The sequence below is a fragment of the Rhizobium sp. H4 genome, assembly GCF_003013335.1.
GTDB lineage: Bacteria > Pseudomonadota > Alphaproteobacteria > Rhizobiales > Rhizobiaceae > Rhizobium > Rhizobium sophoriradicis.
This window is the reverse complement of sequence record NZ_PSOW01000013.1, coordinates 112,519-126,829: the sequence shown is the minus strand read 5'-3', so window position 1 is coordinate 126,829 and position 14,311 is coordinate 112,519. Positions and strand designations below refer to the sequence as shown.

Sequence of the window (14,311 nt, the reverse complement as noted above, 5' to 3'; positions counted from 1 at the left end):
GCGATGAAAGAGCCGGAGGAAGGCATGACGAAGAAGACGCTGTCGGATTGGGCGGAGCTTGCGCAGAAGGAACTGCGTGCCTCGCCCGAAACGCTGATTTGGCAGACGCCGGAAGGCATTGCCGTCAAGCCGCTCTATACGGCCGAGGATCTCGAAGGCGCCGCGCATCTCGGCTCGCTTCCCGGCTTTGCGCCCTTTACCCGCGGCCCGCGCGCCACCATGTATGCCGGCCGGCCGTGGACAATCCGTCAATATGCCGGCTTCTCGACGGCAGAGGAATCGAACGCCTTCTACCGCCGCAATCTGGCCGCCGGCCAGAAGGGCCTGTCGGTCGCCTTCGATCTCGCCACCCATCGCGGTTATGACAGCGATCATCCGCGCGTCGAAGGTGATGTCGGCAAGGCGGGTGTCGCGATCGACAGCGTCGAGGATATGAAAATCCTGTTCGACGGCATTCCGCTCGGGGAAATGTCTGTGTCGATGACGATGAACGGCGCCGTCATCCCGATCCTCGCCTCCTTCATCGTCGCAGGCGAGGAGCAGGGGGTGCCGAGGGGCGAGTTGTCGGGAACCATCCAGAACGACATTCTCAAGGAGTTCATGGTCCGCAACACCTATATTTATCCGCCCGAGCCCTCGATGCGGATCGTTGCCGACATCATCGAATATACGGCAAGGGAGATGCCGAAATTCAACTCGATCTCGATCTCCGGCTATCACATGCAGGAGGCCGGCGCGACGCTGGTCCAGGAACTGGCCTTTACGCTGGCCGACGGTCGCGAATATGTCAGGGCGGCGATCGCCAAGGGTCTCAACGTCGATGATTTTGCCGGAAGGCTCTCCTTCTTCTTCGCGATCGGCATGAACTTCTTCATGGAGGCGGCGAAGCTGCGCGCCGCCCGGCTGCTCTGGAGCCGGATCATGGAGGAGTTCCAGCCGAAGAAGGCGTCCTCGCTGATGCTGCGCACCCATTGCCAGACCTCCGGCGTGTCGCTGCAGGAGCAGGATCCCTATAACAACATTATCCGCACCGCCTTCGAGGCGATGTCGGCCGTGCTCGGCGGCACGCAATCGCTGCACACCAATTCTTTCGACGAGGCGATCGCGCTGCCGACGGAATTTTCCGCCCGCATCGCTCGCAACACCCAGCTCATCCTGAGCCACGAAACCGGCGTCACCAAGGTGGTCGACCCGCTGGCCGGCTCCTATTACGTCGAGAGCCTGACGCAGGAGCTTGCCGATAAGGCCTGGGCGCTGATCGAGGAGGTCGAAGCGCTCGGCGGCATGACGAAAGCCGTCAATGACGGCCTGCCGAAGCGGATGATCGAGGAGGCGGCCGCGCGCCGCCAGGCTGCCGTCGACAAGGGCGAAGAGGTCATTGTCGGCGTCAATCGTTACAGGCTCGACAACGAACAGCCGATCGACATTCTGGAGATCGACAACAGCGCCGTGCGCGCCGCCCAGATCAAACGGATCGAGGAAACCAGGCGGCGGCGCGACGGCAATGCCGTGCGCGAGACATTGGCCGCCCTTGCAGAGGTGGCGCGCACCGGGAGCGGCAACCTGTTGGAAGCAGCAATCGAGGCGGCACGGGCGCGCGCCACCGTCGGCGAGATCTCCGATGCCATGCGCGGAGCCTTCGGCGATCATGCCGCCACGCCTGCCGTCATCAAGGGCGTCTATGGGGAGGCCTATGACAACGAGCCGGAACTTGCCGTGCTGAAGACCCGGATGGCGGAGGTCACGGAAGCGATGGGACAGCGGCCGAAGATCATGGTCGCCAAACTCGGCCAGGACGGGCATGACCGTGGCGCCAAGGTGATCGCCTCGGCCTTCGGCGATATCGGTTTCGACGTGCTTGCCGGACCGCTCTTCCAGACGCCTGAGGAGGCGGCCGGCGTGGCGCTCGGTGAGAAGGTCAATGTCGTCGGCGTCTCGTCGCTGGCGGCCGGTCACCGGACCCTGTTGCCGCAGCTGATCGACAGGCTGAGAGAAAAGGGCGGTGGCGATATCATCGTCGTCTGCGGCGGCGTCATTCCGAGACAGGACTATGAATTCCTGCACGAACACGGTGTTGCCGCGGTGTTCGGCCCAGGGACGAACGTCCTCGAGGCAGCCAACTCCGTCCTTGACCTACTGCAGGGCAGGCGGCGGAACCAGTAGTTACAGCAATCCGCGCTTCGCCAGGTTGCTCATCAGCGCCGAAATGCCGAAGGTCCAGGGCGGGCATTCGGTGGAGAGCCGCACCGTGTTGACGAGCGTACCGAGACCGGCCGAGGAAATCTCGACGACATCGCCGATCTTATGGGTAAAACCCTGCTTCGGCGCGTCGCGATCCTGGGTCGGGGCAAACAGCGTGCCTAGAAAGAGCATGAACCCGTCGGGATATTGATGATGGGGCCCGAGCGTCTGTTTGACGAGGTCGGTCGGATCGCGGCTGATCTGCGACATCGAACTTTTGCCATTGAGCACGAAACCATCCTCGCCGGTGACCTTCAGGTCGAGCTCGGCCTTGCGCACGTCATCCAGCCCGTAACCGGCATCGAACAGGCGGATGAACGGACCGATCGAGCAGGACGCGTTGTTGTCCTTGGCCTTGCCGAGCAAGAGCGCCGAGCGGCCCTCAACGTCGCGCAGGTTGACGTCGTTGCCGAGCGTCACGCCCTTGATCTCGCCGCGGCTGTTGACCGCAAGCACGATTTCCGGCTCGGGATTGTTCCAGGTCGAGATCGGATGCAGGCCGACATCGGCGCCCCAGCCGACGGAAGACAGTACCGGCGCCTTGGTGAAGACCTCGGCATCCGGGCCGATGCCGACTTCGAGATATTGCGACCACATGCCCTCGTCGATCAGGGCCTGCTTGACCTTGGCAGCCTCGGGCGAACCGGCCTTGAGATTGGTGAGGCTGCCGCCGATCAGCGTGCTGACGCGTTCGCGGATCGAGGCGGCACGATCGGGATTGCCGGCCGCCTTCTCCTCGATGACGCGCTCGATCATTGATTGGGCGAAGGTAACGCCGCAGGCCTTGACCGCCTGCAGGTCGGCGGGCGCCAGCAGATAGGGACGAGCCGTGTCCGGCGCTTCCTTGCTGTTGGCGGCGATCTCCTCCAGCGAACCGATCGCCTTGCCATTTGCGGCGCGGACGAAGCCGGCGGCATCCTGCTTTTCGAGCACCGCACTCAGCGTCGGCGCCTCGCGCGAGGTAATGTCGACCAACATGCCCTCGCGAAGCGTTACGATGCTCGGTCCGGCTGCCTCGGGGCTCCAGACGCGGCCGACAAAAAGACCAGCCGAAGCAGCGGCATCGAGAAGGGGATGAGACATGGTGATCCTCCGTCACAGGCAAGCGGGGAGCGCTCTTTGAATATCTTCGAGGTCGTTGCCGCCCTCCAACCCGGCGGCGGCGGAAATCGATCACATTCCCGCAGATGGGGCAAGAGATGCTGGAGAAAAAGACTTTCGTCCAATTCGGATCGAATAAGGGACTTGTCAGCAAAACGGCGCCGGAAGTCAGTAAATAACTATTTAGATACAAAATTTTTATTTACTTTCAGATGCTTAGATACATCGATGTGCATTATCAGCCTCGATCTCGCCTTGACAGGAGGCAAGTTTCGTTATCTGTTTTGCCCGACATGGAGGATGCCGGCGCCAGCCGGTGCTCAGAAAATCCCGGGAGGATATTGCAGCGATGTTGAGATTTGCCGTCGTCGGAATCGACCATGGGCATACGTTCGATCACGTGAAAGGATTGCTGGCGGCAGGCGGCGAGTTCGTCGGCTATTGCCCGCAAACCTCGGTGCCGGCATTGCGCGAGACGTTCGAAAAGACATATCCCGATGCGCCGCAGATCGATCGCGAAAAGCTGTTCGACGATCCGTCGATCGATGTCATCTGCATTGCCGCGATCCCGCGCGACCGCGCCGGCCTTGCCATCCGCGCGATGAAGGCAGGCAAGGACGTGATGACCGACAAGCCCGGCGTCACGACCTTCGCCCAACTCGAAGAGGTCAAGCGCACAGTGGCAGAGACCGGCAAGATCTTCTCGATCTGCTTTTCCGAGCGCCATTGCGTGCGCTCCGCCGTCAAGGCCGGCAAGCTCGTCGCCGAAGGCGCAATCGGCAAGGTGATCCAGACGCTCGGCGTCGGCCCGCACCGCCTGCAGCTGCCGACCAGACCCGACTGGTTCTTCGATCCGGAAGCCTTCGGCGGCATCATCGTCGACATCGCCTCGCATCAGGTCGACCAGTTCCTGTTCTATACCGGCTCGACGTCGGGGGAGGTCATCGCCAGCTCGATCGGCAATTTCGGCATGCCCGACAAGCCGGCCTTCCAGGATTTCGGCGAAGTGCTGCTGCGCTCCGACAGAGCGGCAGGTTATGTCCGCGTCGACTGGTTCACGCCGGAGGCACTGCCGACCTGGGGCGACGGACGCCTGACCATCCTCGGCACCGAGGGTTATATCGAGCTGCGCAAATATATCGACATTGCCGGCCGGCCGGGCAAGGATCACCTCTTCCTCGTCAACGGCAAGGAAATGACCCATATCGATTGCAGTGGCGAAAAGCTCGATTATTTCGACGCCTTCACCGCCGATGTCGGCAACCGCACGCAGACGGCGATGACGCAGGATCACGTATTCGAGGTCTGCCGCCTTTCGCTCGAAGCCCAGACGAAAGCCGCGCGCATCGGCGCTCGCTGAGGAGGATGACATGACCAGGAAATTGCGCGTCGGCGTTATCGGCGCAGGGATTGCCGCGCGGCATCTGACAGGCTTCGGCTGGAACAAGGATCTCTTTGAGGTTCCCGTACTCTGCTCGCTCGATGAGGATCGCGGCAAAGCGCTGTGTGAAGAGTTCGGCATCGGCGAATATACGCAGGACGCAGACTCGCTGTTTGCCCGCGACGATCTCGATATCATCGATATTTCGACGCCGCCGAGCTCGCATTTCGAGCTTTGCCGCAAGGGCATCGAATCCGGCAAGCACGTGATCTGCGAGAAGCCGCTCTTCGGCTCGATCGCCGAGGTCGACGAAATGGGCCGCATCCTCGCCCGCTTCCCCGGCCAAAAGCTGATGCCGATCTTCCAATATCGCTACGGCTCCGGCCTGCAGAAGTTGAAGCTGCTGATCAAAAGCGGCCTGGCCGGCAAGCCATTCCTGACGACGATCGAAACCCATTGGTGGCGCGGCCCGGATTATTACGCCGTGCCGTGGCGCGGCAAATGGGCGACCGAGCTCGGCGGCGGCCTTCTCGGCCACGCGATCCACGCGCATGACATGCTGAATTATGTGCATGGACCCTGCGCCGAGGTGTTTTCCTATGGTGCGACGCTGGTCAATCCGATCGAAGTGGAAGATACGGCCGCCCTTTCGGTCAAGATGCAGAACGGCTCGCTGGCGACGCTGTCGATGACGCTCGGCTCGCGCAAGGAGATCTCGCGACTGCGCTTCTGCTTCAGCGATCTCGTCGCCGAAAGCATACTCGAACCCTACACGATGGGTCGCGATCCCTGGATCTTCACGGCTGGAACGGAGGAACACCAGGCGCGGATCGACGAGGCGCTGGCCGCCTATGTGCCGGGCGAGGACGGCTATACCCGCCAGTTCGAGCTCCTCCATAAGGCGATCGTCGAGGGCAAGGACCCGCCGGTGACGCTGCAGGATGCCCGTAACTCACTGGAGCTGGTGACGGCCGCCTATTACTCGCAGCGCACCGGCAAGCCGACGCCGATGCCGATTGCCGCCGATCACCCTCTCTACCGCTCCTGGCTTCCGGAGGAACAGCGCGCGGCTGCCGGCCTGTGAACAAAGCAGGGGAGGGGCGTTAAAAGGGCACGGACGGGGGCCTTCCGACGGGGTCTGCGAACGGTCAAACGGTGGGTGCCGGACGGGGCTTGGCATCCACCTTGAACCTTTTCTTGACCCGATTGACGGGCCTTCCGTCCAACAGCGGAACTTGGATAAGCCTGTCATAGGGCTCGAAGCCCATCTTTGCGTAATAGGCAAGACCGCCAACATTGTCGGCACGAATGGTCGCATTGATGAATTCGAGCCCGAGCTCTTCGGCTGCTGCCCGCGTCGCCGGAAAAAGGGCGCTGCCGGCGCCTGAGATCTTCGGGCTCATGCGGGCAAATGTTGCGATATCGACATAACCCTTCGGCGGATCGCCGTATGAGCTCAGCGACTGAAAGCCGACAAGCGACCGGTCATGCTCGGCCACATGGCAGACAAGGGGAAACTCGCCGTTGATGAACCAATCTGTGAATTCCGCGGCGGTAAGCGGCGTCTCGAGCGCGGTTGTGCCGCCGGCCAGGATAATTTCGTTCAGGAGACTGCACAGCTCCTCCGCATCGGCGGATACCGCTCTTCGAATATGCATGACTTTGATAGCCTCGTGTTTCGACGACAAACTGGTGGCGAGAATGAGAGAGCGCAAGCGCCCACCCGTCTGCGGCCTCCAGCAATCCCGCTCATCCAAAATTCAAGCCGCCGAAATCCAAAACGAAAGAAGCACCCATGCTGAAATCCTTCGAACATGTCGGCATGACGGTCAGTGACATGGACCGTGCCTTCGATTTTTACTGCGGCCTGCTCGGCTTGCGCCTGCATCTGCGCAGGACGATGGCCGACGGCTCTGAGATCGCCTTTCTCGATGCCGGCGGCGGCATGCTCGAGATCGTCGCGCCGGCCGGTGGTGCGGCACGGGCGGTTGACGTTCCCGAGGGCACGGCCGGACTACGGCATCTGACCTTCCTGTTCGAAAGTGTCGATGAGACATTCGCCCGGCTAAAACAGGCCGGTGTCGAGGTCAAGGAGCAGCCGCGCCTGGCCGTCAATGCCGAAGTTCTGCACAAGGTCGCCTTTCTGCGCGATCCTGATGGCATTCAGATCGAACTTGCCGAGAAACGATCGTCTGTCGCCGCCGTATTGTGAGCTAGTTCTGGAAGGAACCGGCGGGCACCGTCGTCACCAGCCGGATATCCCGGCGGAAGTCGGATGGCGACATGCCGGCGATATGGCGGAAGGATTTGTTGAAGGCGCTGATCGAGCCGAAGCCGCTGTCCATCGCCACCTGCAACACATTGGCGCCCTCGCTCATCAGCATCGCCTGGGCGCGCGACAGCCTGAGCAGCGTCACATATTTGCTGATCGTCATGCCGGTCGACCGCTTGAACAGGTTCATCGCATATTTCGGGTGCAGATCGGCGGCGCGGGCGATGTCGACCGAATCGATGTCCTGCAGGAAATTGGCGGCGATGAAATCGCACATGCGCGCGACGCTGCGCGAGGAATTCGGATGCGGCTGATCGCCTTCCAGGCTGACGGTCGTCTTCGATGTGGTCATCGAATAGGGTTCGAGCGCAATGCGCTCGATGCGCAGCAGCAATTCATCGACGGCGTGCTGGGCCTTGGCGGAATCGCCGGACTTGGAATAGTGGAACCAGCGAGCGAAATTTTCATTGTCGGCGGCATCGGTTGCCGAGGTCAGCAGCGTCTCGCCCTTCATCAGCCGGCTGGAAATGCTGATCGGCAAACGCAGCCGAAAGAAATAGATGAGCGGAAGGTGGGCGCCGGCGTAGAGCGAATCATCCGATGATTCGTCCATCTGATGTGGCTGGCCGCCCCAGAAGAGGCACATTTCGCCGGCGTTCAGCCGGAATTCGTGGTCGCTCATCCGATAATGAACAGTTCCGCGCATGACATAGTTGACCTCGACCTGCGCATGCCAGTGCGGCATGGCCATGACGAGCGGATGGGCATGAAACATCTGCAGCGCCGTCGGCGAACCCTCGATGCTGCCGGCGCCGGGCCGGTAGATTGCACTCGTGCCGATCTTACTTTCCGCCAAATCCATATTCCCTTTTTAGGAGACAGCCGCTCCCTTGCGGATAGTCTAACCGCGTTCGTGAAAGATCGGCAATTGAAAAGGGAGGATTTTCAATGCGCTTCAAACTTCTCGCCGCGACCACAGCTGTCGCACTGCTCGCTTCCGGCTCCGCCTTCGCGCAGTCGGCCAACCTGACCATCTGGAGCTGGAATGTCGCCGCGTCGGCATTGAAATCCACGCTGCCCGGCTTCAACAAGCAGTTTCCCGATATCAAGATCACCGTCGAAGACCTCGGAAACAGCCAGGTCTTCGACAAGACGCTCGCAGCCTGCGCTGCCGGCGGCGAAGGCTTGCCCGACATCGTCAGCATCGAGAATTTCGAAGCTGAAATCTTCTGGAGCCGCTTCCCGGATTGCTTCGCTAATCTGAAAGAGCTCGGTTACACAGCCGATATTCAGGCGAAGTTCCCCGACTTCAAGCGCACAGAGCTCGAGGTCGGCGATGTCGCCTATGCTATGCCCTGGGATTCCGGTCCCGTCGCCGTCTTCTACCGCCGCGATCTCTATGAAAAGGCCGGCGTCGATCCGAGCACCATCAGCACCTGGGACGATTTCATCGCCGCCGGCAAGAAGATCTCGGCCGCCAATCCCGGTGTCGTCATGGCGCAGGCCGATTTCAACGGCGACAGCGAATGGTTCCGCATGATCGCCAACGAGCAGGGCTGCGGCTATTTCTCGACCGACGGCCAGAACATCACCATCAACCAGCCGGCCTGCGTCGCTTCGCTGCAGAAGGTAAAGGAGATGAAGGATGCCGGCACGCTGACGGCCGCCAACTGGGACGAAAAGATCCAGGCCAATACCGCCGGCAAGGCGGCAAGCCAGCTCTATGGCGGCTGGTATGAAGGCACCGTGCGCTCGACCTCTCCCGATCTCAAGGGCAAATGGGGCGTCTACAGAATGCCGAGCCTGACGGCCGACGGCCCGCACGCGGCCAATCTCGGCGGTTCGTCGCTTGCAATTTCGGCAGCGTCCGCAAACAAGGAAGCGGCCTGGAAGTTCGTCAACTATGCCCTCGGCACCAACGAGGGGCAGGTGACCATGCTGAAGGAATTCGGCCTGGTGCCGTCGCTGCTTTCGGCCGAGAAGGATCCCTTCGTCAACGAGCCGCAGCCCTATTGGGGCGGGCAGAAGGTTTGGGCTGATATCCTGGCGACGCTGCCGAAGATCGTTCCGAGCCGCGGCACCGCCTTCCAGAGCGATGCCGAAGGCATCTTCAGGGCGACGCAGGCGAAGTTCTTCGCCGGCGGCTACCCCGATGCGAAAGCGGCTCTCGACGACGCCGCCAACCAGATCGCTTCGGCGACCGGTCTTCCCATCGCGCAATGAATGACGATGCCGGGCGCTCCAAGCTCCCGGCATTCCCCCGGCCTGCAACGCAGCCGGTCATTCATTTAGTTCGTGTGGAGGAAACTGGATGCCGTTCAGAACCCGGAGCGCTTATGCGTTCCTCGCCCCCTATCTGCTGATCTTTGCCACCTTCTGGATCTGGCCGATCATCAATTCGTTCCTAATTTCCTTTCAAAACACCCGCATCAACCCGTGGAAATACAGTCTGCAGGCCAATTGGGGCCGGCTCTTTTACGATCCGGCCTTCTATAACGCTCTTTACAACACGCTGATCATCCTGGTGATCCAGGTGCCGGTCATGATCGCGCTTGCGACCGTCATGGCCGTGCTGCTCAATTCGCCGCTCCTGAAAGCGCGCCCGCTTTTCCGTTTCGCCTTCTTTGCGCCGGTTGTCGTTGGTGAGGTCGCTTACGCAGCCGTATTCCGGCTGATGTTCAGCCTCGATTTCGGCGTCATCAACAAGATGATTTCGGCCATCGGTTTCAGCCCGATATCCTGGTTCGACAATGCCAATGCGGCGATGGCCGTGATCATCCTCGCCGTCACATGGCGCTGGGCCGGCTATAACGCCATCATCATCCTCGCCGGCCTGCAGGCCATTCCCGACGATGTCTACGAGGCAGCAACGCTCGACCGAGTGAGCAAGGTACAGCAGTTCTTTCATATCACCCTGCCGCTGTTGAAACCGATCATCCTCTTCTGTGTGGTGCTTTCGGTGATCGGCACCATGCAGCTCTTCACCGAGCCCTTCCTCATCACCAATCGCGGCGGTCCCGGCGGCGGCACGGAAACTCTCGGCCTCTTCCTTTATCGCCAGGGCTTCACCGCTCTGAACTTCGGTTATGCCTCGGCGATCGCCTATACGATGGCTGCCCTTGCCGTGGCGATCTCGCTTCTCAATCTCTGGGTCGGGAGGGATCCGAAATGAAATCCAAATCGCAATCCCTTCTGCTGCGCCAGATCGCGTTGCATGCCGCACTGGCGCCGCTTGCGATAATCTGGCTGTTTCCGCTCTGGATGATGTTCGTCTTCTCCACGATGCCCGACAACGGCATCTTCAGCCCTGACATCGTGCTGTGGCCATCGACCAACTTCGTCGAGAATTTCAAGAACCTGCAGGCCGATACCGATTTCATCGGGGCCATGGTGATCTCCATTGGCGTGGCGCTGATCTATACGGTGCTCTCGGTGCTGCTGACTTCGATGGCCGGCTGGGCACTGGCACGTTACCGTTTCGTCGGCCGCACCGTCGTTATCGCCATCATCCTCGGCACGATCACGCTGCCCTTCTCCGTGGTCGTCATCCCGCAATTCATCATGGTGGCGCGCGAGTTCAAGCTGGCAAACACCTGGGTGGCGCTGATCGTGCCGCCGCTGTTCAATTCGCTGGGCGTGCTGTTCATGCGACAATCCTTCTCGATGATGCCGGGCGAGCTTTTCGATGCGGCCCGGGTCGAGGGCGTCAAGGAATGGCAGATCTTCCTGCGCATCGCCTTGCCGCTGGCGCGCCCGACGATGGCGGCATTGGCGATCATTCTCTTCCTGCACTCGTGGAACAATTATCTCTGGCCGCTGCTGATCAATTCCAGACCGGGGATGATGACGGCGCCAGTGGCATTGGGAACGCTGATCGGCCTCACCAAAGTCTCCTGGGGCGGCATCATGGCCGGCGCGGTGCTGCTGACGGCGCCGATCCTCGTCGTCTTCGTGGCTCTGCAGCGCCATTTCATCGCCGGCATCGCGGCCGGCGCAATTAAATAATCGGGAGGCCGCATGGCAGAGCTTTCACTCAGCAATATCGTCAAACGCTTCGGCGGCTTTGAGATTATCCACGGCGCCGATCTGGAGGTGAAGGATGGCGAATTCGTCGTCTTCGTCGGCCCGTCCGGCTGCGGCAAGTCCACGCTGCTCAGGATGATCGCCGGCCTCGAGGACATTACTTCAGGCGAGCTTCGCATTGGCGGCAGGGTCGTCAACGACGTCGAGCCGGCCGATCGCGGCATCGCCATGGTGTTTCAATCCTATGCGCTTTATCCGCACCTCACCGTCGAGGAAAACCTGAGCTTCGGCCTGCGCATGAACGGCAACCCGAAGGCCGATACCGAGCGGCGCGTGCGCCATGTCGCCGAGATCCTGCAGATCACCGAGTTGATGAAGCGGCGGCCGAAGCAGCTTTCCGGCGGTCAGCGCCAGCGCGTCGCGATCGGCCGCGCCATCGTCCGTGAACCGGAGGTTTTCCTGTTCGACGAACCTTTGTCGAACCTCGACGCCGAGTTGCGCGTGCAGATGCGCGTCGAAATCTCCCGGCTGCACAAGCAGCTCGGCACGACGATGATCTACGTCACCCACGATCAGACGGAGGCGATGACGCTCGCCGACCGGATCGTCGTGCTGCGCGCCGGCAATATCGAGCAGATCGGCGCGCCGCTCGATCTCTATGACGATCCCGCCAACCAGTTCGTCGCCGGCTTCGTTGGCTCGCCGAAGATGAATTTCCTTAAGGCCGTTGTGGTCGAGACGCAGCCGGGCAGGGCGGTGATTGCACTCGAAAGCAACACCAATACGCGCCTGCCGCTGCCCGTCGCCGATCCCATCGAAGCCGGCGCGAAAGTGACGCTCGGCATCCGTCCCGAACATTTCGTCGATGCCGGCATGGGCGATGCCGATCTCACCGTCGCCATCGACGTCGCCGAACATCTCGGCAACACCAGCTATATCTACGCCGCCATCGGCAGCGAGCAGTTGATCATCGAGCGGCCGGAATCGCGTGTCGCCGGCAATCGCGAGACGCTGACCGTCGGCCTTCCCGCACGCCACACATTCCTTTTCGACGGCGCCGGCAAACGGCTTCGCTAAACCCCTCCCAAGGCAGAAAGACGAAAGAGGTTTCCATGACGTCCGATCAACCGATCCGCTGGGGCATCATCGGCCCCGGCACCATCGCCCGCACCTTTGCCGATGGCGTCGCCCATTCGCGTACCGGCAAATTGGTGGCGATCGCCACCCGCAATCCTGCAAAGCCAGGCCTTGCCGAAGCTTTCCCCGGCGCCCGCATCGTCAACGGCTATGAGGCGCTGCTTTCCGACCCCGAGATTGATGCGGTTTATATTTCCGTGCCCCATACCGGCCATGCCGAATGGGCGATCAAGGCTGCCCGCGCCGGAAAACATATCCTGGTGGAAAAGCCGATCGCACTGTCGGCCTATGATGCCGAGGCCGTTTACTACGAAGCCAAGAAGGCTGGCGTCTTTGCCGGCGAGGCCTTCATGTACCGCGTGCATCCGCAGACGGAGAAGCTGGTCGAACTCGTCAAGAGCGGCGTCATCGGCACGCTGCGCATCATCCGCTCGAGCTTCGGCTTCAATATGGGCGGCTACAAGCCGGAGCACCGGCTGTTCGCCAACGATACAGCTGGCGGCGGCATTCTCGATGTCGGCGGCTATCCCGTCTCGATGGCGAGGCTGATCGCCGGCGCTGCGGAAGGCAAAGCCTTCCTCGAACCGGAAAAAGTTTCGGGCGTTGCCCATCTCGGAGAGAGCGGCGTCGATGAATGGGCGTCGGCCGTGCTCAAGTTCCCGAACGAGATCATCGCCGAAGTCTCCTGCTCGATCATGGCGCAGCAGGACAACGTCCTGCGTATCATCGGCTCCGAGGGCCGGATCGAGGTCGCCGACTTCTGGTTCGCCTCCGGCCACAAAGGCGGCGTCGGCAAGATCGAGATCTTCAAGGGCGGCAAGCAGGAGACGATCGAGGTCAAGGAAGATCGCTGGCTCTATTCGTTCGAGGCCGATGCGGCGGGCGATGCTATCCGCGCCGGCAGGACGGAATTCACCTCCCCCGGCATGAGCTGGGCGGATTCGATCGGAAACCTGCGTGTGCTCGACCAGTGGCGCGCCTCGGTCGCTCTCGAATATGGCGTCGAGAAGGCGGTGAAGCGCACGAACAATATTGCCGGCGGCGCGGTGACACGAGGCAACAGCATTCCGCAGCGGCAGATTCCCGGCATTTCCAAGCCGGCCTCGGTCGTGACACTCGGCTTCGAATTCTTCCCGAACTTCGCCTCCGCCTCGCTGACGCTCGACGCCTTCTACGAGGCCGGCGGCAATGCCTTCGACACGGCCTATGTCTATGGCGCCGGCAAGACGGAAGCGATCTTCGGCGACTGGCACACCAGCCGCAAAGTGCCGCGCGAGGAGATCGTGCTGATCGGCAAGGGCGCCCATTCGCCGCTCTGCTACCCCGATATGATCGCCAAGCAGCTCGACCAGTCTCTCGCCCGGCTGAAGACCGACTTTGTCGACGTCTATTTCATGCATCGCGACAATACCGACGTGCCGGTCGGCGAGTTCGTCGACGCCATGGATGCCGAGGTCAAACGCGGCCGCATACGCGGCATCTTCGGCGGCTCGAACTGGACGCGAGCGCGTTTCGACGAAGCGATCGCCTATGCCGAAAGGACCGGCAAGGCGGCACCCGCGGCACTCTCCAACAACTTCTCGCTTGCCGAAATGCTCGATCCGATCTGGGCCGGCTGTGTTGCCGCTTCCGATGACGATTGGAAGAAATGGCTGAACGAGAAGCAGATCCCGAACTTTGCCTGGTCGAGCCAGGGTCGCGGTTTCTTTACCGACCGCGCCGGCCGCGACAAGCGGGACGATGAGGAGATCGTGCGCGTCTGGTATTCCGAGCGAAACTTCGGACGCCGCGACCGCGCCATCGAGCTTGCCAACAAGCTCGGCCGCAATCCGATCCACATCGCGCTCGCCTATGTGATCGCACAGCCCTTCCCGGTCATCCCGCTAATCGGGCCGCGAACCGTCGCCGAACTGGAAGACAGTCTCTCGGCACTCGACATCCGGCTGACGCCCGAACAGGTAAAGTGGCTGGAAGGCTGACTCAATAGAAGGGCGCGGCTTGAAGCCGCGCCCTTTTCATCACTACTTCGACGTTTCGGACGCCTTCTTCTTGGCGGCGTCGTCCATCAGCTCATACCACATGGCGTTGAGGACGGCGAAGGCGGCGGCCAGCGGCAGGCCGAGGATCCATGCGAAATACCACATCGTTTCGTCTCC

13 protein-coding genes are annotated in these 14,311 nt (G+C 61.5%); 9 read left to right on the top strand and 4 right to left on the bottom strand.

Annotated features, from left to right (window positions below; all coding sequences use genetic code 11):
* The first annotated feature begins 24 nt into the window (after positions 1-24).
* Positions 25-2,163, top strand: coding sequence for a methylmalonyl-CoA mutase (scpA, locus tag C4N04_RS20730; protein WP_096763323.1), 2,139 nt, complete (start codon positions 25-27; stop codon positions 2,161-2,163).
* On the opposite strand, the gene C4N04_RS20725 is transcribed toward scpA, so the two are convergent.
* Positions 2,164-3,324 (bottom strand): fumarylacetoacetate hydrolase family protein, encoded by a 1,161-nt coding sequence (locus C4N04_RS20725; RefSeq protein ID WP_096763255.1) that lies wholly within the window; start codon positions 3,322-3,324, stop codon positions 2,164-2,166.
* Between the two features lie 367 nt (positions 3,325-3,691).
* Between C4N04_RS20725 and C4N04_RS20720 the strand changes: the two genes are divergently transcribed.
* Both C4N04_RS20720 and C4N04_RS20715 read left to right on the top strand, forming a co-directional pair.
* On the top strand, positions 3,692-4,702 hold the full coding sequence (locus C4N04_RS20720) for a Gfo/Idh/MocA family oxidoreductase (RefSeq protein ID WP_096763254.1): 1,011 nt from the start codon (positions 3,692-3,694) through the stop codon (positions 4,700-4,702).
* A gap of 10 nt (positions 4,703-4,712) precedes the next feature.
* Positions 4,713-5,807: a Gfo/Idh/MocA family oxidoreductase gene (locus tag C4N04_RS20715; protein ID WP_096763253.1), complete on the top strand. Its 1,095-nt coding sequence runs from the start codon at positions 4,713-4,715 to the stop codon at positions 5,805-5,807.
* Between the two features lie 64 nt (positions 5,808-5,871).
* On the opposite strand, the gene C4N04_RS20710 is transcribed toward C4N04_RS20715, so the two are convergent.
* Positions 5,872-6,381 carry a GNAT family N-acetyltransferase gene (locus tag C4N04_RS20710; protein WP_096763252.1) on the bottom strand — a complete coding sequence of 170 codons (510 nt, stop codon included), beginning with the start codon at positions 6,379-6,381 and terminating at the stop codon, positions 5,872-5,874.
* Positions 6,382-6,518: 137 nt separating this feature from the next.
* On the opposite strand from C4N04_RS20710, the gene C4N04_RS20705 reads away from it, so the two are divergent.
* A complete protein-coding gene (locus C4N04_RS20705; RefSeq protein WP_106796898.1) occupies positions 6,519-6,935 on the top strand; it encodes a VOC family protein in 417 nt (138 codons plus the stop codon).
* Position 6,936: 1 nt separating this feature from the next.
* Here the strand turns inward: C4N04_RS20705 and C4N04_RS20700 are convergent, their stop codons facing one another.
* Positions 6,937-7,857, bottom strand: a complete 921-nt coding sequence (locus C4N04_RS20700; RefSeq protein WP_106796897.1) for a helix-turn-helix domain-containing protein — start codon at positions 7,855-7,857, stop codon at positions 6,937-6,939.
* An 86-nt stretch (positions 7,858-7,943) separates the two neighbouring features.
* Between C4N04_RS20700 and C4N04_RS20695 the strand changes: the two genes are divergently transcribed.
* The 5 genes from C4N04_RS20695 to C4N04_RS20675 all read left to right on the top strand — a co-directional run bounded on the left by C4N04_RS20695 (position 7,944) and on the right by C4N04_RS20675 (position 14,134).
* The gene (locus C4N04_RS20695) at positions 7,944-9,218 is read left to right on the top strand and encodes an extracellular solute-binding protein (RefSeq protein WP_096763249.1); all 1,275 of its coding nucleotides are present in this window, start codon (positions 7,944-7,946) and stop codon (positions 9,216-9,218) included.
* An 88-nt stretch (positions 9,219-9,306) separates the two neighbouring features.
* Entirely contained in the window at positions 9,307-10,167 is an 861-nt protein-coding gene (locus C4N04_RS20690; RefSeq protein ID WP_106796896.1) for a sugar ABC transporter permease, read from the top strand.
* Complete coding sequence (locus C4N04_RS20685; RefSeq protein ID WP_010056938.1) at positions 10,164-11,000, top strand: carbohydrate ABC transporter permease; 837 nt, start codon at positions 10,164-10,166, stop codon at positions 10,998-11,000. The genes C4N04_RS20690 and C4N04_RS20685 overlap by 4 nt, the downstream gene beginning before the upstream one ends.
* Before the next feature lie 12 nt (positions 11,001-11,012).
* Entirely contained in the window at positions 11,013-12,095 is a 1,083-nt protein-coding gene (gene ugpC, locus C4N04_RS20680; protein WP_096763248.1) for a sn-glycerol-3-phosphate ABC transporter ATP-binding protein UgpC, read from the top strand.
* Positions 12,096-12,130: 35 nt separating this feature from the next.
* On the top strand, positions 12,131-14,134 hold the full coding sequence (locus tag C4N04_RS20675; RefSeq protein ID WP_106796895.1) for an aldo/keto reductase: 2,004 nt from the start codon (positions 12,131-12,133) through the stop codon (positions 14,132-14,134).
* Between the two features lie 42 nt (positions 14,135-14,176).
* On the opposite strand, the gene cydX is transcribed toward C4N04_RS20675, so the two are convergent.
* A complete protein-coding gene (cydX, locus tag C4N04_RS20670; protein WP_106796894.1) occupies positions 14,177-14,299 on the bottom strand; it encodes a cytochrome bd-I oxidase subunit CydX in 123 nt (40 codons plus the stop codon).
* Between the last annotated feature and the right edge of the window lie 12 nt (positions 14,300-14,311).